The 26,664-nt window shown below is 55.4% G+C and carries 18 protein-coding genes and 1 pseudogene; all 19 read left to right on the forward strand.

Annotated features, from left to right (window positions below):
• The first annotated feature begins 124 nt into the window (after positions 1-124).
• The 19 genes and pseudogenes from C6362_RS06130 to C6362_RS12130 all read left to right on the forward strand — a co-directional run bounded on the left by C6362_RS06130 (position 125) and on the right by C6362_RS12130 (position 26,659).
• Positions 125-2,407, forward strand: a complete 2,283-nt coding sequence (locus tag C6362_RS06130) for an adenosylcobalamin-dependent ribonucleoside-diphosphate reductase (protein WP_014015858.1) — start codon at positions 125-127, stop codon at positions 2,405-2,407.
• 551 nt (positions 2,408-2,958) lie between these two features.
• A complete protein-coding gene (serC, locus tag C6362_RS06135) occupies positions 2,959-4,032 on the forward strand; it encodes a 3-phosphoserine/phosphohydroxythreonine transaminase (protein ID WP_014015859.1) in 1,074 nt (357 codons plus the stop codon).
• 27 nt (positions 4,033-4,059) lie between these two features.
• Positions 4,060-5,652 carry a phosphoglycerate dehydrogenase gene (gene serA, locus C6362_RS06140; protein WP_014015860.1) on the forward strand — a complete coding sequence of 531 codons (1,593 nt, stop codon included), beginning with the start codon at positions 4,060-4,062 and terminating at the stop codon, positions 5,650-5,652.
• Positions 5,653-5,665: 13 nt separating this feature from the next.
• Entirely contained in the window at positions 5,666-6,310 is a 645-nt protein-coding gene (locus C6362_RS06145) for a histidine phosphatase family protein (protein ID WP_014015861.1), read from the forward strand.
• 54 nt (positions 6,311-6,364) lie between these two features.
• Complete coding sequence (gene serS, locus C6362_RS06150) at positions 6,365-7,645, forward strand: serine--tRNA ligase (RefSeq protein WP_014015862.1); 1,281 nt, start codon at positions 6,365-6,367, stop codon at positions 7,643-7,645.
• 261 nt (positions 7,646-7,906) lie between these two features.
• The gene (gene glpX, locus C6362_RS06155) at positions 7,907-8,872 is read left to right on the forward strand and encodes a class II fructose-bisphosphatase (RefSeq protein ID WP_014015863.1); all 966 of its coding nucleotides are present in this window, start codon (positions 7,907-7,909) and stop codon (positions 8,870-8,872) included.
• A gap of 202 nt (positions 8,873-9,074) precedes the next feature.
• Positions 9,075-10,349: a UDP-N-acetylglucosamine 1-carboxyvinyltransferase gene (murA, locus tag C6362_RS06160; protein WP_014015864.1), complete on the forward strand. Its 1,275-nt coding sequence runs from the start codon at positions 9,075-9,077 to the stop codon at positions 10,347-10,349.
• Entirely contained in the window at positions 10,330-11,403 is a 1,074-nt protein-coding gene (mreB, locus tag C6362_RS06165; RefSeq protein WP_027894947.1) for a rod shape-determining protein, read from the forward strand. The genes murA and mreB overlap by 20 nt, the downstream gene beginning before the upstream one ends.
• A 43-nt stretch (positions 11,404-11,446) precedes the next feature.
• On the forward strand, positions 11,447-11,737 hold the full coding sequence (locus tag C6362_RS06170) for a hypothetical protein (protein WP_014015866.1): 291 nt from the start codon (positions 11,447-11,449) through the stop codon (positions 11,735-11,737).
• A complete protein-coding gene (locus C6362_RS06175; protein WP_014015867.1) occupies positions 11,734-13,764 on the forward strand; it encodes a SpoIVB peptidase S55 domain-containing protein in 2,031 nt (676 codons plus the stop codon). Before C6362_RS06170 ends, C6362_RS06175 begins: the two co-directional genes overlap by 4 nt.
• Before the next feature lie 284 nt (positions 13,765-14,048).
• Entirely contained in the window at positions 14,049-14,813 is a 765-nt protein-coding gene (locus C6362_RS06180) for an MlaE family ABC transporter permease (RefSeq protein WP_014015868.1), read from the forward strand.
• An 8-nt stretch (positions 14,814-14,821) separates the two neighbouring features.
• On the forward strand, positions 14,822-15,574 hold the full coding sequence (locus C6362_RS06185; protein WP_014015869.1) for an ABC transporter ATP-binding protein: 753 nt from the start codon (positions 14,822-14,824) through the stop codon (positions 15,572-15,574).
• On the forward strand, positions 15,571-16,806 hold the full coding sequence (locus C6362_RS06190; protein WP_014015870.1) for an MlaD family protein: 1,236 nt from the start codon (positions 15,571-15,573) through the stop codon (positions 16,804-16,806). The genes C6362_RS06185 and C6362_RS06190 overlap by 4 nt, the downstream gene beginning before the upstream one ends.
• A gap of 28 nt (positions 16,807-16,834) precedes the next feature.
• Entirely contained in the window at positions 16,835-18,478 is a 1,644-nt protein-coding gene (locus C6362_RS06195) for a TolC family protein (RefSeq protein WP_232501493.1), read from the forward strand.
• Positions 18,479-18,632: 154 nt separating this feature from the next.
• Entirely contained in the window at positions 18,633-22,919 is a 4,287-nt protein-coding gene (locus tag C6362_RS06200; RefSeq protein ID WP_014015872.1) for a translocation/assembly module TamB domain-containing protein, read from the forward strand.
• Between the two features lie 98 nt (positions 22,920-23,017).
• Positions 23,018-23,653 (forward strand): sigma-70 family RNA polymerase sigma factor, encoded by a 636-nt coding sequence (locus tag C6362_RS06205; RefSeq protein ID WP_014015873.1) that lies wholly within the window; start codon positions 23,018-23,020, stop codon positions 23,651-23,653.
• 168 nt (positions 23,654-23,821) lie between these two features.
• Positions 23,822-24,430 carry a hypothetical protein gene (locus C6362_RS06210; protein ID WP_014015874.1) on the forward strand — a complete coding sequence of 203 codons (609 nt, stop codon included), beginning with the start codon at positions 23,822-23,824 and terminating at the stop codon, positions 24,428-24,430.
• An 829-nt stretch (positions 24,431-25,259) separates the two neighbouring features.
• A pseudogene (locus C6362_RS12125) lies at positions 25,260-26,138 on the forward strand (POTRA domain-containing protein); the annotation flags it as partial.
• A gap of 110 nt (positions 26,139-26,248) precedes the next feature.
• Entirely contained in the window at positions 26,249-26,659 is a 411-nt protein-coding gene (locus C6362_RS12130) for a BamA/TamA family outer membrane protein (protein WP_255411317.1), read from the forward strand.
• Positions 26,660-26,664: the final 5 nt, after the last annotated feature.

The following is a 26,664-nucleotide window of genomic DNA, read 5'->3' on the forward strand; positions in this document are numbered from 1 at the left end:
TGCATTTCCGATACTTGACTATTTCTCGTCATCCTGCTATTATTAGTACAGTAAATGACCGCCATCTACTATATATAGTAGATGGCGGTCATGCGTTTGCTATGTGCAGTGGAGGAGGAAGATTATGAACGAACAAGAATGGCTCGGTGCAGATAATCAGCTCGGCCTCGATATTTGGAAGAATAAATATTGCGATAACAGTGAAACTTTTGAACACTGGATCAGCCGCATCAGCGGCGGCGATGAAGAAGTCGCCGCTTTGATCAAAGCCAAGAAATTTCTCTTTGGCGGCCGTATCCTGGCCAACAGAGGGCTGGAATATGAAGGCAAGAAGATTACCTTGTCCAACTGCTACGTCATGACGCCGCCAGAAGACAGCATCGAAAGCATCTTCGACCGGGCCGGGAAATTAGCTCGGACTTACAGCTATGGTGGCGGCTGCGGCATCGATATTTCCCGCCTCAGCCCGAAGGGGGCGCGTATCAACAATGCGGCCAGGGAAACGAGCGGCTCCATTTCCTTCATGACCCTCTATTCCCTGGTTACGGAACTGATTGGCCAGAATGGCCGCCGCGGGGCCTTGATGATTTCCATTGACTGCGCCCATCCGGATGTGCTGGATTTCATCAAACTCAAGACGGACCTCAATAAGGTAACGAAAGCCAATATTTCTATCCGCCTGAGCGACGAATTTATGGAAGCTGTCAAGGAACACAAACAGTTCCGCCTCCACTTCAAGCGCCAGGAAACGGGCCAGGTCATCGAAAGCCTGGTCAATGCGGCTGACGTCTTCCGCCTGGTTGCGGAAACGAACTGGGACTATGCCGAACCGGGTGCCCTTTTCTGGGACCGCATCAAGTCCTGGAACCTCCTGGCTCATACGCCGGAATTTTCCTTCGCCGGTGTCAATCCCTGTGCAGAAGAACCCTTGCCGGCCGGCGGCTCCTGCCTGTTGGGCAGCATGAACCTGGCCAATTTCGTCAATAACCCCTTTTCGCCCAATGCGACCTTTGATTTCGACGAGTTCAAGCGCTGCGTCCGCGTCGCCGTGCGGGCTTTGAATGACGTCCTCGAAGAAGGCCTTCCCCTGCATCCCTTGGAAGAACAGCGGGAAAGCGTCAAAGCCTGGCGCCAGATCGGCCTGGGCATCATGGGCCTCGGCGACATGCTCATCCAGATGGGCCTGACCTACGGCAGCACCGATGCCGTCGCCTTCTGCCACGATATTGGCTTTGCCATGGCCGATACAGCTATTGCCGCTTCGGCGGAACTGGCTCACCAGCGCGGCGCCTTCGATAAATGCCATATTGATGAAATCATGAGTACACCTTATTTCAAAGCCAATACGACCGAGGCTACGGCCGCTTTGGTCAAGGCCTATGGCATGCGTAATTCCCAGCTCCTGACCATCGCCCCGACCGGGACTTTGTCGACGATGCTCGGCATTTCTGGCGGTATCGAACCGATTTATGCGAACTTCTATGAACGCAAGACGGAATCGCTTCACGGGACGGATGTATATTACAAAGTCTATACGCCTATTGTCGAACGGTATATGAAGAAACACCATATCAAAGACGACAGCCAGCTGCCGGAATACTTCGTCACGGCGTTGACCCTGGATTACCATGAACGCGTCGAAATGCAGGCCGCCTGGCAGCAGCACATCGATGCGTCCATCAGCTCGACGGTCAACGTGCCCAACAGCTTTACTGTCGAAGACACGGAAGCCCTGTACCTCCTGGCCTATGAAAAGGGCTGCAAGGGCCTGACGTTATTCCGCGACGGCTGCAAGCGGGCCGGCATCTTGACGACGCACGAAGAAGAAAAGCCCGTGCCGACGGCTGGTGAAGGCTTGAACCGCGGTGACATCGTCAGCATCGACGACAATGTCATCGGCAAGAAACGGAAACTCATTACGGGCTGCGGCAGCCTGCACTGCATGGCCTTTTTCGATCCGGAAACGGGGGCCCTCCTGGAAACGTATCTCAGCAAAGGGTCGACAGGGGGCTGCAATAACTTCATGATCGGCTTGTCGCGCATGATTTCCATCAGTGCCCGCGCCGGCATCGACCTCTATACCATCGTCGATCAGCTCAATTCGACAGGTAACTGCCCGTCCTATTCAGTACGTCGGGCGACGCGCGGCGATACAAGCCGCGGTTCGTGCTGCCCCATGGCAGTCGGCAATGCCCTTCTGGACATGTTCGACGAAGTCCAGGAAGAACTGCATCAGACGGCGTCTGTCGCCAGCGGCCATACACCGGTCAAAAAGACACCGGTCCGGCCGAAAGCCGAAAAGAAAGTCACCGCTGAAAGCATGCTCTGCCCGCAGTGCGGAGAACCCTTAGTCTTTGAAGGCGGCTGCAACACCTGCAAAAACTGCGGCTGGAGCAAATGCAACTAAGCGGCATGGCTCAGCGGCCCTTTCCCGTTCCTTACAGGCTATGCCGCCCTCTGCTACGTTGTCGTCAGTCGACATAGCCCCGCTATGCCTCCTTCCTCCGCCTTGCATATGACGGCATATCCTGCAATGAACTATGGGAAAAGCCGCTGAGTCATCCCGCTTGATGACGCTAAGACTTGATGAGAGGGAGTTGTGACTGGCGCCAGCGTCACTCCCTTACCATCTTTTTACTAAAATTGTATTGACAGGCTGGGCGTTTGTGTTTATAATAGACGTAATTTTACAGAAGGCGATGAAGGAGAAGCAAATTATGGGTCCTTTCAGAGAGCTGCCGGGTGGTGCGAGGCAGCAGGGCTGTAAGGCGTTCCGCTCTGGAGCTGCAAATGATGAATTTGACGGGTACGCCCGATATAGCGGTACAAGTTGGCCGAAAGGCAAGTTGGGTGGCAACGCGGGAATATCGACTCTCGTCCCTTTGATGGGACGGGAGTTTTTTTATTGGTATGGCAGAAGACTTCCCCTGCGGTCTTCTCATAGTAAGAGGTGGAAATATGAAGAGAGTGTACAATTTCAATGCAGGCCCATCGGCAATGCCTTTGGAAGTCCTCAAGGAAGTGCAGGACGAATTTCTCGATTTCAATCATACGGGGATGAGCATCGTCGAAATCAGTCATCGCAGTGCTGCCTATCAGGAAATGCAGGACGACACGGTGGCGACGCTGAAGAAGCTCCTAACTGTTCCTGACGATTACCATATCGTCTTCATCCAGGGCGGCGGCAGTATGCAGTTCGTCATGCACGCGGCCAATTTCCTCAAGAAACGCGGCGGTTATTTGAATACCGGGGTATGGTCCAACAAGGCCATGGAAGCGGCTTCCTTCTTCGGGGAAACCTATGAAGTCGCTTCGAGTAAAGCCGATCACTTTACGTACATCCCCAAGGCAGACAGCTTCGTCGTCAAGCCCGATACGGACTATATTTACATGACATCGAACAATACCATTCATGGGACGGAATGGCATGATTTTCCGTCTTTCGACGTTCCTTTGTTCTGTGATATGTCCAGCGATTTCCTCAGCCGCCCGGTAGATGTGAAGAATTTCGATTTCATCTATGCCGGTGTCCAGAAGAACGTCGGTCCGGCCGGCGTCGTCGTCGCCATCATCAAGGACGACCTGCTGAATAAGGTCTGCCGCGATTTGCCGCTCATGCTGCAGTATAAGACCTATGTCGACCACGATTCGACATACAATACGCCGCCGGTGTTCAATATTTATTTCGTCAATAAAGTAGCTCACTGGCTCGACGACCACGGCGGATTGCAGGCCATGTATGAACGCAATCAGAAGAAAGCTGCCATCGTCTACGGCGTCATCGACGACAGCCACGGCTTCTACCGCGGCCATGCCCGCCAGGATTCGCGCAGCCTGATGAATGTCACCTTCAACTTGCCGACGAAGGAACTGGAAGCACAGTTCGTCGCCGAAGCAGCCGAACACGACCTCATCGGTGTCAAAGGCCATCGGTCCATCGGCGGCTGCCGGGCGTCCATTTACAATGCCGTCACCGAAGAAGGCTGCCAGGCCTTGGCCGATTTTATGAAACAATTCCAGAAGAAACATTAATGTGTCAGTAATAGGGGGAGAAAGAACATGAAGATTTTAGTCAGCGATGACGTATCGATGAAAGGCGTAGAACTCTTACGCGAAAACGGTTATGAAGTAGATGTCAAGAAGAACCTCGATGAACAGGGCCTGATCGACTGCATCGGCGAATACGACGGCCTCATCACCCGTTCCATGACCCACGTTACGGAAAAAGTCATCGAAGCGGCTACGAAATTGAAAGTCGTCGGCCGTGCCGGTGTCGGCGTCGACAGCATCGACTTGAAGAGCGCAACGTCCCGGGGCATCGTCGTCGTCAATACGCCGACCTCCAATACGCTGGCTGCCACAGAACACACCTGTGCCATGATCATGGCCATCACCCGCCACATCCCGCAGGCCCACAATTCGCTCATGGCCGGCAACTGGGACCGCAAGACTTTTACAGGCATCCAGCTCCAGAACAAGACTATCGGCATCATCGGCGTCGGCCGTATCGGTTCGCGCATTGCCAAACGCATGCAGGCTATGGAAATGAAGACCATCGGTTATGACCCGTACATCCCGGAAGAACGGTTCAAACAGCTCGGTGTCGAACAAGTCGACTTGGATACCCTCCTCAAACGGTCGGACTACATCACCATGCATACGCCGCTGACCAAGGAAACGCGGGGCCTCATCGGCAAGGAAGAAATCGCCAAGATGAAAGACGGCGTTCGGGTCATCAACGTTTCTCGCGGAGCTGTCCTCGATATTTATGCCTTGGCGGAAGCCCTCAAGAGCGGCCATGTCGCCGGCGCTGCTATCGACGTCTTCCCGACGGAACCGCTGACCAAGGACATCAACCCCTTCCTGGGCATGGACAACGTGGTCATTACGCCGCACCTCGGCGCATCGACAGTAGAAGCTCAGATCGGCGTTTCCATCGATGTCGCTGAAGGCGTCATGGAAGCCCTCAAGGGCGAACCGGTTGCGACGGCTGTCAACATGGCCCCGGTACCGCCCAATGTCTACAACGTCATCCATCCTTATTTCGACCTCATGGAACGCATGGGCAACTTAGCCGTTTACCTGGCCGATGCGCCGATGAAGGAAATCGAAGTCGAATATACGGGCGAACTGGCCGATACGGAAACGCGTCTGCTGACGACGGCTGTCCTCAAAGGGGCCCTCAACCCGATCCTCCAGGAATCGGTCAACTACGTCAACGCAGCTGAAGTCGCCAAGACGCGCCACATTGCCATTAAAGAAATCAACAGCCAGTCCAATGGCTATTTTGTCAATTCCGTCACCGTCCGGGTCCGCACCAATAAAGGGGAACACGCCATCGTCGGCGTCTTGTTCAACGGCACGGAAGCCAAGATTGTCCAGATCGACGAATACCGCGTCGACTTCACGCCGGAAGGCTACCTGCTCCTGGTACCGCATGTCGACCAGCCGAATATGATCGGCCAGATTTCGACCATCCTCGGCCAGGCTCACATCAACATCATGGGCATGCAGGTCGGCCGGATGACCAAATCGGGCAACAACATCATGGCTATCGCCGTCCAGGACGATATCCCCAATGATATCATGGTCAAACTCCGCTCGATCAACGGCATCCTCGACATGAAGCTCATTCACTGCGATATTCACTAACAGGGGGAACACTATGGTACGCATCATACTCATTCGCCACGGCGAAACACAATGGAATATTGAAGGCCGCTACCAGGGCCAGGAAGATACGCACCTCAGTGAACGGGGCCTCAAGCAAGGCCATATGGTCGCTGAAGGACTGAAAGACACGCCCATCGACGTGGCCATTTCCAGTCCTCTCGAACGGTCGTACATGACCTGCTCCTTCTGCGCGGACCTCCACGGTCTGCCGGTCCTCAAAGACGACAGGCTCCTGGAAATCAACCACGGCGACTGGGAAGGGAAACTGGCCGATGAAATCGAAGCCAAGTATCCTGAAGCCTTCCACCGCTGGCATACACAGCCTCATACGGTGACCATGCCCGGTCAGGGCGGCGAATCGCTGGAAGACGTCCGCGTCCGCGCCCGTGCCGCCTTTGATGATTACGTCCGGAAATACGACGGCAAGACGGTCCTCGTCGCCGCTCATGATGCCGTCAACAAGGCCATCATCTGCGATATCCTGGGTCTGGATATGAGCCATTTCTGGCAGATCAAGCAGGATAATACGTGCATCAACGTCCTGGAATGTCAGGATGGCGTATGGCGCCTGGTCCTGCTCAATTCTACGAATCATATGGGGTATTTGTTCAGCGGTATTGAACAAAAAGGCTTATAAGGCTATAATACGAGGGGTATAAAAGCATATTTACTGAGGAAGGAAGAAATTATCATGTTAGATACGAAATTCATCCGCGAACATGCGGAAGAAGTCAAAGAAAATATTAAGAACCGCCATGCCAAAGCCGATGTCGACGCTTTCGTCGCCTTGGACAATCAGCGCCGTGAAATTCTTCAGAAAGTCGAAGCCATGAAGAACGAACGCAATACGGTCACCAAGGAAATCAGCCAGCTCAAACGCAATAAAGAAAACGCTGACGCCCAGATTGCAGCTATGAAGAAACTCGGCGATGACATCGATGTCCTCGACAAGGAAGTCAAGAAAGTCGAAGCTGACATGCGCGCTATCCAGCTCATGATCCCCAATATGTGCCACCCCTCGGTCCCCGTCGGCAACGACGACAGCGATAACCCGGAAGTCCGCAAATGGGGCGAACCGACGAAATTCGATTTCCAGCCTCTCAATCACTGGGATGTCGGTGAAAAACTGGGCATCCTCGATTCCGAACGGGCTGCTAAAGTAACGGGGGCCCGCTTCTATTATTACATCGGTGCCGGTGCCCGCCTGGAACGCGCCGTCTACAACTTCATGCTCGACCAGCACACGGAAAAAGACGGCTATACCGAAGTCATCCCGCCGTATATCGTCAACCGCGACTCCATGACCGGCACGGGCCAGCTGCCGAAATTCTATGAAGACATGTACAAACTCAACGTCGAAGGCGAAGAAATGTACATGATCCCGACGGCAGAAGTCCCGCTGACCAACTACTACCGCGGTGAAATCATTGACGGTGCCAAACTGCCGGTTTACTTCACGGCCATGACGCCGTGCTTCCGCGCTGAAGCCGGTTCGGCCGGCCGCGATACGCGGGGCCTCATCCGCCAGCATCAGTTCCATAAAGTCGAAATGGTCAAGTACGTCGCTCCGGAAACGAGTTATGACGAACTCGATAAACTGACCAACAACGCCGAAGACATCCTCAAGGCCCTGGGCCTGCCGTACCACGTCGTCTGCCTGTGCACCGGCGATATCGGTTTCTCTGCAGCCAAGACCTTCGACGTCGAAGTCTGGTTCCCGGCTCAGGGTAAATACCGCGAAATCTCGTCGTGCTCCAATACGGAAGATTTCCAGGCACGTCGGGCTAACATCCGCTTCCGCCGCACGCCGAAATCGAAACCGGAATTTGTCCACACCCTGAACGGCTCCGGTCTGGCTGTCGGCCGTACCGTCGCCGCTATCCTGGAAAACTACCAGCAGGCCGACGGCTCCGTCATCGTACCGGAAGTCCTCCGCCCGTACATGCATTGCGACGTAATTACGAAGCAGTAGGGGGCTGTCGCGCAAAGGCTTCTATCATCATGCAAGGTCCCTTTCTCTTTAATGTTTGAGGCGATGGCTTTTAAATTTCACCTCATTTTCATCAAACATCAAACTTTCAACTTCAAACTCAAAAAGGCGTCCGCCTGCGATGAACGATGAACGACCTGCGATGAACGAAAAAAACTCCTGCCGCGAGGCAGGAGTTTTTTGACTTATCTAGAAGTAATACTATATATGTGTTTCGATTATTTTCAGATAAGGAGGTTCATCATGGATCGCGTATTGACCTTGGAATTTGTCCGCGTTACCGAAGCCGCTGCCGTTAAAGCCGGTCGTCTCATGGGGAAGGGCGATAAGATGGGCGCCGACCAGCTGGCCGTCGATGGCATGCATTCGATTTTATCCACCGTGCCTATCGATGGGACCGTCGTCATCGGCGAAGGCGAAATGGACGAAGCGCCGATGCTCTATATCGGGGAAAAAGTCGGTGCTGGCGGTACGGAAGTCGATATTGCCGTCGACCCGCTGGAAGGGACGAACTTGACGGCCAAAGGCCAGGATGGGTCCATTGCCGTCATGGCTATCGCCCGCAAGGGGAACTTGCTCCACGCGCCCGACATGTACATGGAAAAACTCTGTGTCGGCCCGCGGGCGAAAGGGCGCATCGATTTGACCAAGCCCGTACAGGAAAACCTGCGCCGCATCGCAGAAGGACTGGAACGGGGCATCGATGATCTGACTGTGGTCATCCTCGACAGGCCGCGTCATCAGGAAATCATCGACGAATGTCGCAGTGCCGGCGCCCGCATCAAGCTCATCACCGATGGCGACGTCTCACCGGCTGTCGATGCCGGCATCGAGGGGTCCGGCGTCCACGTCCTCATGGGCATCGGCGGCGCCCCGGAAGGCGTCCTGGCTGCGGCGGCCCTGAAATGCCTGGGCGGCGATATGCAGGCCCGCCTCATCCCGTATACCGACGAAGAACGGAAACGCTGCTGGGAAATGGGCATTGACGACATCAACCGCGTCATGACCCTCGACGACCTGGTAAAAGGCGACGACTGCATCTTCTCGGCGACGGCCATTACCGACACGCCTATGATGCGCGGCGTCCAGTACTTTGGCGGCGGCGCCCGTACCATGTCTGTCGTCATGCGTTACAAGAGCGGCACAATCCGCTTCATCGACACGTTCCACCGCTTCGACAAGAAAGCTAAATGGAGCATCCATTTGTAGGATTCGCAGGCCGCGGGTCGCCCACGTGGCGACCCCTACAGCTTAAAAAGGGCTTGTCGCATGGCGACAAGCCCTTTTTTTTTCTCCCCTTTTATGGTACAATGACTTGATAGTAATTATATGCTCATAATGGCACCTTAGGCGCCATTGCCTTTGGGCCATTTAGAATAAACTACTCGAATAGTATTAGGAGGCACCAGAATTGGAGAAACTTGTTATTCATGGTGGAAAGCCCTTAGAGGGTACGGTTCGCGTCAGCGGGGCTAAAAATGCCGTACTGCCTATCATTGTTGCATCTATGCTGGGGACGACGCAGAGTACATTGACAGAAATCCCGAAGTTAGCCGACGTACATACCGTCTGTGACGTCATCGCGTCCCTGGGCGTTCATATAGAACATCCTGAAAGAGATACTTTGGTCATCGATGCCCATGAGCTGACATCGACGACGGCTCCCTATGATTTAGTGCGCCGCATGCGTGCATCTTTTTTGGTCATGGGTCCTTTACTGGCCCGCAAGGGGAGAGCCCAGATTTCTCTGCCCGGCGGCTGTTCCATCGGTGCCCGTCCTATCGACTTGCACCTCAAAGCTTTTGAAGCCATGGGCGCTGTCATCAACCTGGAAAACGGGGACATCGAAGCGACGGCACCGAATGGCCTCAAAGGGGCACAGATTTACCTCGATTTCCCCAGTGTTGGCGCTACTGAAAATATTCTCATGGCTGCATCCATGGCCGAAGGCAAGACGGTCCTGGAAAACGCAGCGGAAGAACCGGAAATCGTCGATCTGGCAACGTACCTCAACAGTATGGGCGCCAATATCCGCGGTGCCGGCACCAATGTCATCCGCATCGAAGGCGTCAAGGAACTGCACGGTGCTAACCATGCCGTCATCCCCGACCGCATCGAAGCCGGTACTTTCATGGTCGGCGCGGCCATGACCCAGGGCAATGTCTTCGTAGAAAATGCCATTTCGGAACACTTGAAGCCTCTCATCTCCAAATTGAAGGAAGTCGGCGCGGAAGTCCAGGAAGAAATCGACGGCATCCGCGTCATCGGCCACGCACCGCTTCGCCCGGCCGATATCAAGACCCTGCCCTATCCGGGTTTCCCAACGGACATGCAGGCTCAGTTCATGGCCTTGACGACCATCTGCCAGGGCACGAGCGTCGTCACGGAAACGGTCTTTGAAAACCGCTTCATGCACGTCGATGAATTTAAGCGCATGGGAGCCAAGATCCGCATCGAAGGCCGCAGTGCCATCGTCGAAGGCGTTCCCCGGCTCAAAGGGGCTTCGGTCAACGCGACGGACTTGCGGGCCGGTGCTGCCTTAGTCCTGGCGGGTCTCGTAGCTGACGGGGAAACGGAAGTCGGCTATTTATACCATATCGACCGCGGTTATGATAATCTTGTATTGAAATTACAAAGGCTAGGTGCAGACATTGTTCGCGTCAATATTGAGGAAGAAGAAAACTAAGAAAAAAGTACAGCCGCCGAAACAGTCCCACTCGTTCTTTTTGGCCAACTGGTTCGGCAGCGACATCGCTATCGACTTGGGGACGGCCAACATCATCGTGTTCGTCAAGAACCGGGGAATCGTCGTCAATGAACCGGCCGTCATTGCCGTCGATACGATGGAGAATAAAGTCGTCGCCGTCGGCCGCGAAGCCCAGGCTATGCTGGGCCGGACGCCGCGCAACATCCAGGCCTACCATCCGCTTCGCAATGGTGTCATTGCCGACTACGATGCGACGGAATATATGCTGCGTTATTTCATCCGCAAGGCCATTGGCAAGGCGTTGATCTTTAAGCCCCGCGTCGTCATCTGCGTCCCATCGAGTGTCACCAACGTCGAACGGCGGGCCGTCATCGAAGCGGCTATGCAGGCCGGCGCCCGCAAGACGACAGTCATGGAAGAGCCGTTGGCAGCGGCTATCGGTGCCGGTCTGGACATTGCCACGTCCAATGGTTCCATGGTCGTCGATATGGGCGGCGGAACGACGGACGTCGCCGTCCTCAGCCTGAGCGGCGTCGTCATCAGTGAATCCCTGCGTATCGGCAGCAATACCTTCGATGAAGCAATTATCCGCTACCTGGAAAAGATCAAGCACGTCGCCATCGGCCAGCACACGGCGGAAGAACTGAAAATCCTCATCGGTACGGCTATGGGCGACGGCCGGCGCATGACGGCCGACGTCCGCGGCCGCAGTACGGAAACGGGCCTGCCCACGTCGGTAGACATCGATTCCCAGGAAATCCGCCAGGCCTTGGATGAACCCATCCAGACCGTCCTCAAGACGATCGTTTCCATCTTGGAAAAGACGCCGCCTGAACTGGCTGCGGATATTGCCGACCACGGCATCGTCCTCACCGGCGGCGGATTGCTCCTCGATAGCTTCGACCGCCTCATTTCCCAGACGACAGGCATGGCAGCTTATCTCTGTGATGATCCCCTGTTATGCGTTGCCAACGGAGCCGGCAAGGCTTTACGGGAAATGGACCGCTTAAAAGATAGTTTTGATGATTTATAAAGGGCTCCGTCACTGGACGGAGCGGAAAAAGGAGGGAGCCGTCATGAAAAAGTTTCGCAAACTCGCCGTATTAGCCGGGTTAGCAGGCCTGATGGCTATGCCAGCCGCAGCTGCTGATGTATCGTATACGACGGTATTGAGCGGCAGCGTCGTCAGCGTAGCCCCTGTCGGTGCAACCGTGAAAGAGGGAGATGCCCTGCTTACGGTAAATTCCCTGGCCGGCCCGATGCCGGCTGCCCGTTCTGACAAGGAAGGTGTCGTCAAGACCGTCCTCGTTCAGCCGGGATCACAAGTGCAGCAAGGCGCCGTTGTCGTCGTGGTGGAAACGAAATGAGATACACCCTGATGCAGAAATTCTCCGCCTTGCGGCGTACGTTGGGCCGGGTCTGTCTGACCGCGGCCCTTTCCTGTATCCTGGCCATTTCGGCGCAGGCACAGGGATTCATGAATGTCAGTGAAGTCCAGCCGGGCATGACGGGCTACGCCAAGACCGTCGTCCACGGCACGACTATCGATACGTTCCCTGTCGAAATCTTAGGGGTCATGAAGAACAGCGGCCCGTCAGGGGATTTGATCCTGGCCAAGTTTTCCGGACCCCTCATCGAAGAAACGGGCGGCATTGCCCAGGGCATGAGCGGCAGTCCGGTTTATATCAATGGCAAACTCCTCGGTGCCGTCGCTTACGGCTGGTCCTTTACCAATTCCCGTGTCGGCATGATTACGCCCATCAATGACATGCTCAAGCTCTGGAATGTGCCGACGAAAGAAGAAATCCGGCCTTTCAATGCCCGCGAATCGTCGCTCATCCCCATTGCGACGCCCCTCATGACGTCGGGCTTCGACAGCTTGTCGACGGCGTGGATGCAGAGCAAACTGCCGAATTACAACTTCATGCCCGTCGATACGGCCTCGGCCAGCAGCGACAGTACGGCCCTTCCTCTGGAACCGGGCAGCAGTGTCGCCGCGGCTTTCGTCAACGGCGATATGAAGATGGGGGCTATCGGGACCGTGACCTACGTCGATAACGACCACATCGTCGCCTTCGGCCATCCTTTCCTGAAAAAGGGCAGCATCAACTATTTCATGCACAACGCCTACATCTTCACAATCGTCAATAACCTGTCCAGTTCCTTCAAGCTCGGTTCTATTGGAGCCGAAGTCGGCAAGATCACCCAGGACCGCGGCGCCGGTATCGGCGGCCAGTACGGCTATCTGGCACCGGGCATCCCGGTCGTCATCAAGGCCCGGGATACGGATACGGACACGGCCATGACCAAGCGCGTCAAGATCATCGAAGACAATGAGCTGACGCCGGTCCTGGCAGCCACGACGGTATATAATACGGTCAACAAGACCATCGACCGCACGGGCGGCGGCACGGCGACCTTGTCCTATACGATCCGCTCTTCCAATGGCCGCGATAAGGATATTACCCGGCACAACATGTATTATTCCGAAGATAACATCAACGAGAAGAGCATCGATGAACTCTATAATGTGCTCGATATCTTGAAGCACAACGAATTTATCGACTATCCGATTTTGGACATCAATATGACCGTCGACATCACCCAGGCCCGCAAGTCGGCGACCATCGTCGATGCGTCGGCAGCACCTGTCGTCGTCAGCCCGGGCGATACGGTTTACTTCAAGGTCAAGCTCCATCCCTACCGCGGTGTCGATGAAGTGAAGACCATGAGCTTCACTGTCCCCAAGAACCAGCCCTTAGGCGATATGACCCTGGAAGTCCGCGGCGGCGGTGTCATCCCCCTGCCGTATCTCATCGAAAAACAGCGGTACAACCTGACCGATGAAATCGTCCAGCGCCTGCGCCACTATAAGGATTTCAAGGAACTGAAGAAGGAAATCGAAAAAGAAGACGCCAATAATGACCTGGTCATCGAAATCCTCAGCCAGGGCGTCAGCATGATCAATGAAAATGGCACGAAAGTGCGAAAAGAAAAGATCCGCGGCAAGGAACCGGGAACCCAGGCCAAGGATGTCGTCAAGCCGGGCAAACACGCCATGGGCGATGACAACCCAAATGATGCCAAATCTTCTATCCCGACGCCGTACATCGTCAAAGGCGACGGCCAGATCACCATCAAAGTCGTCACGCCGGAAAAACGCGATGCTTATTTAGCCAAGAACCACAACATCAACGAAGCGAAAGCCGTCATCGGTGACGATACAGACGGTACGTCCCAGGATGATGAACTGGTCAAAGCGGATAAGAACGGCGACGACAATAAAGATACGGGAAAGAAGGATGACAAGGGAAACGACAAGAAACCCGACAAAGGCCAGGATAAAAAATCGGCCGAACCCATCCGCACGGTCGACCTGGATATGTTCCACTAGCTGTTCGTAGGGGACACACAAAGGGCGTCCCGCTGGTCGCAGGCCGCAGTCGGCGGCCCGTCCCTATCCACTAAAAAAGGCGCTGTCTTCATATGACAGCGCCTTTTCCCTTGCCATTTTTCGCATAAAATGCTATTATTTTAGCTATGGAAAACTAAAATTTGAATTTGAGTTTTCTTCTTTTGTTTCTCACAATTTAGGCACAATTGAATCCAAATGTTTTACATCCATTTTTTATATGGTATAGTAAAGTAGTATCATACTTACAGAAAGGACGGTCTTTCATGCAGGAAATCCTGGAAGGCATCGGCCAGTTTACGCTCCATGTCTTTGAACAAGTCGGCGTCATTGCCATCCTCTTTGGCCAGACCTTGCGTCAGCTGCCCAAGATCCAGCGCCGCCTGACCATCGCCCAGATGGCTCATCTCGGCGTCAATTCCCTGCCTATCGTCAGTCTGACCCTGCTCTTTGCCGGCATGGTCATGACCTTGCAGATCGTCGATATCCTGTTGCGCTATGGCGCCCAGTCGACGCTGGGCGGCGTCATGTCGGTCGCCATGGGCCGTGAACTCGGCCCGATTTTGACGGGCGTCGTCATGGCCGGCCGCGTCGGTGCGGCCATGACGGCAGAAATCGGGACGATGAAGGTTACGGAACAGATCGATGCCCTGCGCTGCATGGCCGTCAATCCCATTGCCTACCTCGTCGTACCGCGCTTCGTGGCCTGTGTCGTCATGGTGCCTATCCTGGCCTTTTACGGCTATGTCATCGGTACGGCCGGCGGTTACGGTGTAGCGACGCTAGGCGCCGGGCTCACGCATTTTACGTATATTAATTCCATTGAAATCTTTACCGAAGTGAGCGATGTCGTCTACGGTCTCATCAAGGCCATGTTCTTTGGCGGCATCATCGCTCTCGTCGCCTGTAATGAAGGCATGCATGCCAAGAGCGGTGCTGAAGGGGTCGGCCAGGCGACGACGAAGTCCGTCGTCACGTCGATTATTTTTATTTTTATCTGCAATTATATCTTATCAGTTCTATTGTATTGAGGAGCGCTATGATCCGTCTTCGCGATGTGACCGTCGCCTATGGCGACCGGGTCATACTAGACAACATCAATTTAGACATCCATCAGGGCGAAACGCTGGCCATCCTCGGTGCCAGCGGCTCGGGCAAGAGTACGATCCTGCGCCTGATCATCGGGTTGCAGAAGCCGACGAAAGGGCAGGTCTTCTTTCATGATGAAGACATTACCGCCTTAGATGAAGAACAGCTGACAGCCGTGCGCCGCCACATGGGCATGGTCTTTCAGTATTCGGCCCTCTTCGATTCCATGACCGTCGGCGAGAACGTCGCCTTTGGCCTGCGCCAGCATACGAAAGACGATGAAGCGACGATTCAGCGCATCGTCAAGGAAAAGTTGCGCCTCGTCGGCCTGGAAGGCATTGAAGACATGATGCCCAACGACTTGTCCGGCGGCATGAAGAAGCGTGTCAGCCTGGCCCGGGCCATCGCCCTGGACCCGCAGGTCATCCTTTACGACGAACCGACAGCCGGCCTGGACCCGCTGCGCTGTATGGATATCAACCGTCTGGTCGTCAGTATGCAGAAGCAGATCCATGCGACGTCAGTCATCGTCACCCATGATATGGACTCGGCTTTTTACGTCGCTGACCGCCTGGCTTATTTACAAGATGGGCGCTTCCGGCTCATAGCCGATAAAAAGACCTTTGCCCATACACAAGATGAGGAAGTGCAGCGCTTTATCCACGGCGGGCGTCTTCCGGAAGAAAGAGGGGATAGCCTATGAAGTGGAGTGCAGAAGCGAAGGTCGGCCTGGTCACCATCGTCGGCGTCCTCGTCTTTACCTTTGTCGTCCTGACCCTGGCCCATGCTGAAATCTTCGGCAAGCCGGGCTTCGTCATCCATACGGAATTTAAAGATGCCAATGGCCTGCAAAAGGGCAATTCCGTCCGCTATGTCGGTGTCCACGTCGGCAAAGTCGAAAGCGTGAAACCGTCCCGCGACGGCGTCGATGTGGCTATGAAGCTGGAAAAGGGGACGGAAATCCCGCGTGATTCCAAAGTGACGATTACGACGGATGGCCTCCTCGGTGAAAAAATCGTAGCCATTACGCCGGGCAATGACAAGAACCACCTCCTCGCCGATGGCGATTACATCGACGGCAGCCAGGGCAAGACCATGGACGATATGATGGACAGTGCCGGCAAGCTCATGGGCAGTGCCGACGACATGGTGAAGAACATCAATGCCATCATCGGCGACGAAAAGACACAGGCTGCCATGCGCGGTTCCATCCAGAACATCGATGCCATTACGGGCAAGACCAGTCAGATGATGGATGCCAATGCCGGCAATATCCAGCAGATTACGGCCAATATGGCGGCCATGACAGCTCAGATGAACGCGTCCATGCAGAACCTCGATGGCGATGGCGCGGCTTCGGCCAATGTCCGGGCGACGGCGGCCAACATGAAGCAGATCACGGACCGTTTCCAGACCATTGCCCAGTCGATGGAAAAGATGACGACGGATCCGCAGACCCAGGCCAATATTCAGACGACGCTGAATAACACGGCCCAGATTACGACGAAAGTGAATAAAATCCTCGGCGGCACTTCGGACATCAAAGTCCAGGGGGAGGCCGGGCTCCTATATAATACGACGAAGAATGAGACCAGCGGCACTGTAAATTTTAAGGTGTACCGTGGCGATACGTTTGGCCTCGTCGGGGCAGAGAACATCGGCAACGGTACGAACCTCAACCTGCAGTATGGCCGCCGGGGCCGCCTGTTCGACACGCGGGCTGGCCTGATCAACGGCGACCTCGGTGCCGGCTTCGACTTCTTCCAGGACGGGCCTTTCCGCCTGTCCCTGGAAGGATACGATCCCGATGACTGGCGCTTCCGCCTGAAAGCCCAGTACCGCCTGACGCCGGACCTCTATCTCTTCAGCCAGTTCACGCGGCCTATGAGTCGCAGTGACGGTGGCAATTATTATGGTATTAGTTACGCTTTTTAGCAGATTATAGAAATAAACGGGGGTACCCATGATGAACAACAAACTGTACAAGAAATTGGTCATCGCCATGATGATTACGACCATAAGCGCCGTCGCCGCGGCTTCGGCTGCGGATACGACGGCCTCTGTCCGTCCTGTCGACTTAGCTCAGGCCGAAAGCATCCAGGCCCGGGCCAAGGCAGAACAGCAGGAAATCAAGGCCGAAAAGGCCCAGCAGCGGAAGGCTGCCAGAGCCGAAGCCAAGGCTAAGAAAGCCGCCGATGCTGTCCGCCCTGTCGACATTACGCCGGAACTGCGCGAAGAACTGGCTCAGAAAATCGCTGACGATGCCGCTAAGAGCGCTGAAAAGGCAGCTGACAAGCGGGCAAAGAATCAGGAAATCGATCCGGTCATCGTCATCGGCCGCGTACCGACCAATGGCACTGTCGATTTGAACCTGCCCAAAACCGTCCAGATGGCCCTCGATTACAACCGGGACATCAAGATGTCGCAATATCAGCTGAAATCGGCTGAAGCGGCTATTAATGAAGCTAAATCTAAAAAAATGCCACAAGTTGGTTATACATTTAGTACCAGTCGTACTGCTGGACCGGCTATTCCTAGTACTCAAAATAAATTTGGTAATGGATTATCCGTGGAATTACCAGTATATACTGGAGGTCTTGTTGAGGGACAAATTGACAATGCTAAAATAGGAAAAACAGATGCCCAAGAAACTATTTTGAAAACTGAACAGGCTACGAAATACAGTGCTATCGAAGGATATTATCAGCTTTTGGCCAATAAAGAACTGCAGGGCGTTTACCACGAAGCTGTCGACAACCTCCAGGGCCACTTGGATAACGTCCAGGCCCAGTACAACGTCGGCACCAAGGCCAAAGTCGACGTCCTCTCGTCGGACGTCTCCCTGGCCAATGCCAAGACGACGGCTCTCACCGCCGATAATGCTGTGGCTATTTCTGAATCGAACTTGAACAATATCCTCGGCCTGCCCTTGGAAACGAAGCTCAACTTGGCCGACCATCAGCTGCCTTTCGATACCTATAATATTTCCCTTCAGGAAGCGATGGACTACGCCATGAAGTATCGGCCGGAAGTTCTTCAGGCTGCATTAGCTGTTCAGAAAGCGGAAAATAATATCGACATCGCTGATGCCGGCAATAAACCGACCGTATCCGTAAAAGGTAGTAATGATTGGGGTGATACCACTTTTCCTGGCATTGATGCTAATAAACGTCAGTGGTCTGTTGGTGCTAATCTCACTTATAAGTTCTACGATGGTGGTACTACCAAGGCCAAAGTCGCTCAAGCCAAACAGGACCTCCTCGTCGCCCGGGAAACGGAACAGAAGACCCGTGAATCGGTCCAGCTCCAGGTCAAGCAGGCCTACCTCAATATCCGCAGTGCGGCCCAGAAGGTCGAAGAAACGCAGACCGTCGTCGACCAGGCCCGTGAAAATTACCGTATCCAGAACATCCGTTACCAGGCCGGTGTCGGCATCAACCTGGACGTCCTCGATGCCCAGTTGAGCCTCAACCAAGCCCAGGTCAACCATATCCAGGCCTTGTACGACTACAACGTCGGCATTGCCAAACTGGAACAGGTCATGGGCGTCGATGTCGAATCGGGTGTCATCCATCCGTCCTTGACGGCGACGACCTATCGCGGTTAAATGATTTTTAAAGAAGGCGTGGCAGGTTTTTAACAATTTCACTGGGACTACTTGCCATTTGGCATCTATTCCTTGATTTTCTTCAACTCCATAGGTAGAATAAAGAGAGAATTGTAACGTGCGATTCTCTCTTTTTTATATGCGGAGATTAATTATGAAGAAAAAATGGATGGCTGCCTGCGGGGTCACGGCCTTCTTTCTGTCGGCAGGGATTGCCTTGTGGATGGAAAAGCCGGCATTGACCCAGATGGCGGGCCAGGCAATTACGACAACTGCAAACAGTAAATTGAACGGAACCTTGTCGTTTTCTTCACTGGATATATCCTTGAAAGGCCAGCTGGTCCTGGCCAAGCCGGTCATTAGAGATACACAAGGGCGGGTCGTCATCGAAGGGGATGCCGTCCGGGTCTACGTCAATCCCGGAAAAATCGTGAATGCCTTGAAGCAGGGCGAAATCCTGCAGGCCCTGGATACGGCTGACGTCGACAATCCGGTCCTGCACCTGTGGCAGAATGAAGACGACGGTACGTGGAACGTGGCCTCGCTCATCAAGAAAGACCAGCGCCAGACCGATGCCGGCTTCCGCGGGGCCATCAACGTCCACAACGGAACCATTGATGCTGTGCTGCCGGACAGTACGGCCGTCATGGGGCAGAACGTCAACGGCAGCGTCTCCTTTGCCGGATATCCGTCCATGGCTATCGATGCGTCCATGACCGTCGATGGACAGAAGGTCACGGCCCACGGTACGTATGCCTCGAACCGCCAGTATGACTTCACCCTCAGCGCCGATGCTGTCAATGGGACCTACGCCTCGTCGTTCATCCCGGCGTCGGCCGATGTCGTCATTCGCAGCGGGACTGTAGAGAATATCAAGGTGCGCGTCGCCGACAGTCATAACGGCTTTTTCCTGTCCGGCCAGGCCGATGTGACCGACGGCCATGTCACTGTCCAGGGACTCGATGTGGATGGCCTGAAAGGTCATGCCGCTTTGACGACCCAGGATATTACCTTATCTGGTGTCGAAGGCCGCGTCAACGGCCAGGATTTCCGCGTCGGCGGGACCATCGTGACCAACGGTGACACGCCCGTGTTCAATTTGAATGTCGACGTCCCCGGTGCTGATGTGACGGCCTTTGCCGATTACCTGCCGGCGGCCGTCAGCGGAACCGCTGGTTTCCAAGGGACGGTCTGGGGAACGCCACAAGATGTGAGCGCCCGCGGTACGGCGTCCCTGCATGACGTGACCTATGACGGCTATACTGTCGATGAAGTCCGGGCCGACCTGGCGTATAGCCACGACCGCGTCGACATCGCTTCCTTGTCAGCCCAGGCTTATGGCGCCTCCCTGACGGGGAAGGGCGTCTATGACGTCCGGAGCGGGGCTTACGAAGCTGACGCTGACGTCCAGGGCCTGGACTTATCGGCCCTGCCCGGTGTGCCCGCAGCTGTCATGGGAAACTTGTCAGCCTCGCTCCATGCAGCCGGCAACAGCCAGGACGGTTCTATCGTGGCGACGGGCCAGGTGAAGGCGTCGGATCTGTCCTATAATGGTCTGACTGTCGATACGGCAGCCGGCGACGTGGCCTATGATGGTCGTATCGTGACCTTGCGCAGTGGCCATGCTGAGGCAGGCGGGGGCAGTATCGACGTCAGCGGTTCCTATGACGTCGACAGCCAGACGCCGCATCTGACCTTTACCGGCCATGACCTGCCCCTGGATATGGCTTCGCCTTTCGTATCCCTTCCTTTATCGGGGACAGCGGACCTTTCCGGCCATGTCGACGGATCGCAATGGGATGTGGCCTTCAGTGCCAGCCAGGGCCAGATCAAAGGCGTTCCCTTTGACAGCCTGGATGGTACGGCTCGCGGCCAGGGCAGCCGCATCGAAATTCCCGCCCTCTATTGGCGCCGCGGCGACGGGACCCATGTCCTGACCGGTCAGGCCGACCTCGATGCCCGCACGGTACAGGCGGTGCTGACGACGTCGCATATGCGCATCGAACAGCTCCTGCCGGCAGTGGGCAAAGAAGACCTGCCCCTGACGGGCTGGGCTGACAACACGATTACCCTCAGCGGCAGTTTGGATAATCCGACGGCTTCCGGATCTTTCCGCCTGTCCAGCGGCTCCTATGCCGGCTATCTGTACAAGAATATCAGCGCCGACTACCGGCTGGATAATGGTACGGTCTATTTATCCAACGGGGATATTTCCTCCTATACGGCGTCCCTGGCCCTGTCCGGTTCTGTCGGCGATACGCTGGATCTCGATTTGACCGGCAGACATGTCGACATCGCCCGCCTGATTCCCCAGAATAAGACGCCCCGCAGCGGTTACTTCGACATCCAGGCCCATATCGGCGGCAGCCTGGACAATCCGACGGCGGCCGGTTCCCTGAAGGCAGCGAACCTGGTCATCAACCACATGGTCTTAAACGATATCCACGGCGATTTCGCCTATTACGACGACCTGCTGCGCCTGACGGACCTTCATTTCGCCCAGCTCGGCGGGGTGTATGACGGCAATCTGCTGTATAACACGCAGTCGTCTCTCCTGCGGGGCAAGGCGACCGTCGTCAATGGTGATATTGCCGGCCTTCTCAAGGTGGCAGCCCTGCCCGTACAGGATGTGGCAGGCAAGCTGAATGGTCAGATCGACATCAGCGGAACCAGTGACAATCCGACGGTCTCCATGAAAGGGAATATCCGCGACGGCTCGTTCGGCGGCCAGCCTGTCGAACCGGCCGATATCGATGTCCAGATGGAAAACGGTGTTGTCCATCTGAACAAGGCGGCCTTGCACATCGGCAACAGCGTCCTGGCGGCCCAAGGGACCTATGCCCTGCACGGCCCAGTGAAATTGTCCGTCGCAGCCAAACAGTTCCCGGCCAAAGCCTTGACCGATGTTCTCGGCCAGAACGGGTTCGTCGTCGATGCGCCCATCGATTTTGCAGCCGACCTGAGCGGTACCGGCGATGACCTCCAGGCCGACGTATCGGCGCAATTAGGCAGCGGCACGGCCAATGGCATTGCCTTTAGCGGCGCCTATGCCCTGTTCAACATCCGCAACGGCATGATTACGGTCCAGCAGGCCAGCGGCAGCCGCGATCCCTATAAGGTCAGCGCCAGCGGGACCATTCCTGTCAGTGCCTTGAAAGGCGGCCAGACAAGTGAATCCATGGACCTCGACGTCCGCCTCGACAACGCCGGTCTCGATATCCTGACCTTCCTGACGCCCTATGTCACGGAAGCCTCCGGCCCCATCCAGGGCGGCATCAAAGTCAGCGGTACCCTCGATGCACCGCGGGTCAACGGCGATATTGCCATTAAAAATGGGACAATCCGCTTCAAAGATACCCAGTATCCCCTGGCGGACATCAACGCTGATTTGGCCTTTAAGGGAAATTCAGCCGTCCTCAGCGGCAGCGGGACTATGGACAAAAAAGGGAAGAAGAACCCCGGCCGTGTCAGCCTCGACGGCCAGGCCTCCTGGAGCGGCCGCAGCCTGGATACGTATTCCCTGGCTGCCGACCTTTCCGGCCTTTACCTGGATTGCCCTTATTACGAAGGGCCCCTGACCGGGTATCTCCGTGTCGAACCGGGCGACGGGCGGCCGAAAGTCAGCGGCCTCATGCAGGTTGACAATACGACTGTCGACATCCCCCTGTCCCTGGCCAGCAGCAGTGACGGCCCCGATTTGGATCTGGACTTTACCCTGACTTTGGGTAACAAAGTTCGGCTTTACAGTCCGGCCTTGTATGACTTGATGGTCAACGGGTCGGTTACCTTTAAGGGGAACCTCAATCATCCGCAGCCATCGGGCCGTTTTGAAGCGACAAGGGGCACGGTTCACTATTTGGATACCAATTTCCGCGTGACCAAGGCCAAAGCCGATTTCTCGCGGTATGACTCGTTCCTGCCCTATATCGATGCCGAAGGATTCAGCCGCGTCGGCCAGTACAACGTCATGCTGACTTTGCGCGGCCGGGCCGATAACATGGACCTCATGCTCCGGTCTGACCCGCCGCTGACGAAACCGCAGATCGTATCGCTTATTACCCTGCGCAACGGCGATGAACGGCCTCAGAGTTCCCTCAATGCCGAAGATGTAGACAGCCTTATCGGCTCGGGTATCCGCATGACCCTGAACAGCTTGGGCATTACCCAGAGTCTGGAAAGGGCCTTGTCGTTAGATATGCTCACCGTGACCAATGGCTCACTCGATTTGAATGACCGCAATACGGATATGAGCCGCAACTACTATAACATTGAAATGGGGAAATACCTGTTCAACGACTTCATGGTCACAGCGGCCTTCGGCCTCAACCACGGCGACGACCGCTTCGGTGTCATGTACGACTTGGGGCGGAACTTCAGCGTCAATGCCTGGACATCGGACGATAACCAATTCATCGGCGGCGTATATAAATATTCATTTTAGTATATGTCATACGACGTTGCCCCTGTAGGGGCGCCCACGTGGGGCGCCCACTCCAATATATGTGTGAATCTTATGAACTGAAAAGGTGGTGAAAGGCCATGTTAGACGATTATCTGAAAGAACTGCAAAAAATAACCCTCCTCGAACCCGACGAAGAACGGGCCTTGTGGCAGGCATATAAGGACAATGGGGATATGATGGCCCGGAGCCGCCTCATCGAACAGTACCAGCCGCTGGTCTTCAAGGAAACCATGCGCTGGCACATCCATCGCGACATCTTGTCCGACGCCCTGCAGGAAGGGACGCTGGGCCTCATGGAAGCCGTAGAACGTTATGACTACCGCCGCGGCGTGGCCTTTCCCTTATTTGCCGTCCATCGTATCCGCGGGGCCATCCTCGATTATTTGAAACGCGAAGGTGCCGTCAGCGCCGTATCCCTCGACGAACCCGATGAACGAGGCGTGACCCTGCAGGATACGCTCTGCGACGAGGAACAGGACCCGGCAGAGGCGACGAGCCGCCAGCTGCTGCTGGAAAAGGTCGGCCATGTCCTGAAACGGCTGCCCGAAAAGGAGCAGGCCGTCGTCGAAGGCGTATACCTGAACGATGTCGAACAGAAGCACCTGGCCAAGAGCCTGGACATCAGCCTGCCTTATGTCTATCGCCTGCAGAAACGGGGCATCCGCCGCGTCCGCGGCATGCTCAGCCGGTTCATCCATGAGAGCCGCCACTAAAAAAATTTTACATTTTCTTAAAATTGGCCCGTTTTTAGGTGAAAAGAATCGGAAAATGCTGTAAAATATAGATTATGGCATGTTTTTGCGCCCTTTTACGGGTATAAACTCATGCGTCCTTTCCCGATACTATAGACGTATTCGTTTAGGCAGAAAGGAGAGGGCTGTATGAAACATTCCCAGCGCGATACGGTTCATCGGGTCCGGGCCGTCCGGTCCTGGCTGGAAAAGGCGGAAGCTTCGTTTGATAAAGAGTCCGATATCAAAGGCGAACTCAATCTGATGCTGGCCGAAGCAGAAATGAAGAATCTGCGCAAACACCATCCCGTCAGCAAAGGCTGGCTGCGGACCGGGGCCGTCATTACAGCTCTTTTCCTGGCCCTGGGCGGCTGGTATGGATTCCATCTGTATGGACAGGGGGCATCGCCACCTGTCATGGGAACTGTCACCCCTGCGCCGACAGCCGGGAAGGCAGCTGGCCAGGGCTCGGCAGCTGAGGCCGCGCCTGCAGCAGAGCCAGTCCCGGCCGAGGAGGTACCGCCTCCTGCCCCGGCCATACCGGCACCGCCAGCGGAGCCAGCAGCCCCTGCCACCCCGGATAGGGACGAACCTATGGTACAGCCCGCCGCGACGGCTGTCACCGCACCAGCGACGCCAGTGCAGTCAGCGCCGGCTCCGGTGCGGACAGAAACGAAGGCAGTCTTATCGGACCGCCAGGTACAAGCTACGGTACAAGAAGCACGTCATACTTTGCGCGGTACGAGTACGACAAAATAGATAATGGAGGATTTTTATGAATATGCGGAAGAAGAAACTCCTCGCCCTGATGGTAACCAGTGCGATGATGACCTGCCCTGTTTGGGCTGAAGATACGACTGCGGCGACCGGTTACGAGTCGTCCGGTAGCCAGACCGTTACGTCTGGCTCGGCAGCCGCTCCGGTAGACGACCAGAAAACGGCTGTCAATACCGTGACGACCTCTCCCGATGATGCGACGAAAGAAGACGCCATGAAGGCTGCTAAATCGGGCCTGACCGGTTATGAAACGGCAGAAGAATTGGCTGCTATTGCCGCCGGCAAGAGCCCGGCAGAGGTTCAGCAGGAAACAGCCGAAGCCGTCCACAAGGAAAATGAAATCCTCAACCCGGCTCCTGTCGATACGACGCCACAGATTACTGGCGATAAAATCAGCTATATGAGCGGTACTAGCGACATGCAGTTCGATACGTCCGTTCCTGGCTATCCCATGGCTGTCATCCAGCCCGGTCAGGATGTATCCCTGCCTTATGGTGAAGCCGTCAGCGATGCCGATTTGAAACCTTATGTCGACAAGGTAGCTACGGCCGTTACCGTCGGTCCCGTCCCGGAAGCCCAGATTGAACAGAAACTCCTGCCTCAGCTGGCTATGCGCGTCGGCGATGCCATCAACATGGACTACATCCGCCACGACCTCAACGTCATCGGGGCGACGGGCCTGTTCTCGACGGTCAAGCCGGCCTTTACGACCGTACCGGAAGGCGTTGCCCTGAACTATACAGTCCAGATGAATCCGGTCGTCAAGAAAATCGACATCGTCGGCAACGAATCAATCAGCACGGCGGACTTGATGAAACTCGTCGCCACGACGCCGGGAACGACGCTCAACACGGCTGTCGTCAGCCATGACGTGGCCAATATCAACTCGGCCTTTGCCAATGCCGGTTATATGATGAGCCGCGTCTCCGATGTCCGCCTCGACGATGAAGGGACGCTGCATCTGGCGATTTCTGAACCGCGTATTGAAAATATCAACCTTCGCGGCAATACCAAGACCAAGAATAAAGTCATCATGCGCGAACTGCGCATGAAGAAAGGCGATATCTTCAACAAGAACGCCGCCAGCCGCAGTATCCAGCGCGTCTATAACACGGGCTATTTTGAAGACGTCAACGTCCGCCTCCTGCCGGGCCAGCGCAATCCGAAAGACGTCATCGTCGAAATCGACGTCACCGAACAGAAGACTGGGTCGGTCACCATCGGTGCCGGCTACTCCGATTCGGACGGCCTCGTCGGTATCCTCGGCCTGGCTGAAACGAACCTGCGCGGTACGGGCGACAAGGCCAATATCAGCTGGGAATTTGGCGGCAATACGGATACCAATAAGAACTATATCTTCTCGTATACCCATCCCTACCTCAACGATGCCGGCGACTCCATCGGCTTCAGCATCTTCGACCGCGAATCGGAATATGACGACTATAATGAAAAAGGCGACTCCGTCGCTGAATACGACCGCCGGACCAATGGCTTCAACATCACTTATGGCCGCGTCCGCAGCGAATACGTCAGCGATTACGTCACGCTGGAAACGAAGCGGACGAAGTATACCGACTATGACAGCGGCTATAATTATCGTGAATGGCAGAATGATCCTTCCTTACCGTCGAAATATCGAAATTATTTGGACAACAACTTTGGCCGCACGAACAGCATGACCTGGTCTCACGTCTTCGATAACCGCGACAACGTCTACGATCCGACGAAAGGCAAGCGCCTGTCCTTTACGGGACTTGGGCGGGCCACGGTTTTGGCGGCGATTTCGACTACTTCAAGTTCATCGCCGAAAACCGCCTGTACTACAAAGTCGGCCGGGCCCACGTCATCGCCGTCCGCCTCATGGGTGGTATCGCTACCGGCGATATGCCGTACAACGACCTGTTCACCCTCGGTGGCGCCGACAACCTGCGCGGCTATGAAGATGACGAATTTCGCGGCAACAAGATGTACGAAGCGACTGTCGAATACCGCTATCCCATTGCCAAGAAGATCCAGGGCGTCGTCTTTACCGACCTGGGCAATGCCTGGGGCGGCGTAGAAAACATCCCCTGGTACCATGAAAACAACAAACTCCACTACTCCGGAGGCTTGGGCTTCCGCATTACGACGCCGATCGGTCCGATCCGCCTGGATTATGCCGTAGGCCAGGATGGCGGCAAGTTCCACTTCAGCTTTGGCGGTAAGTTCTAAGACAA

It is taken from the genome of Megasphaera elsdenii DSM 20460 (assembly GCF_003010495.1).
GTDB lineage: Bacteria > Bacillota > Negativicutes > Veillonellales > Megasphaeraceae > Megasphaera > Megasphaera elsdenii.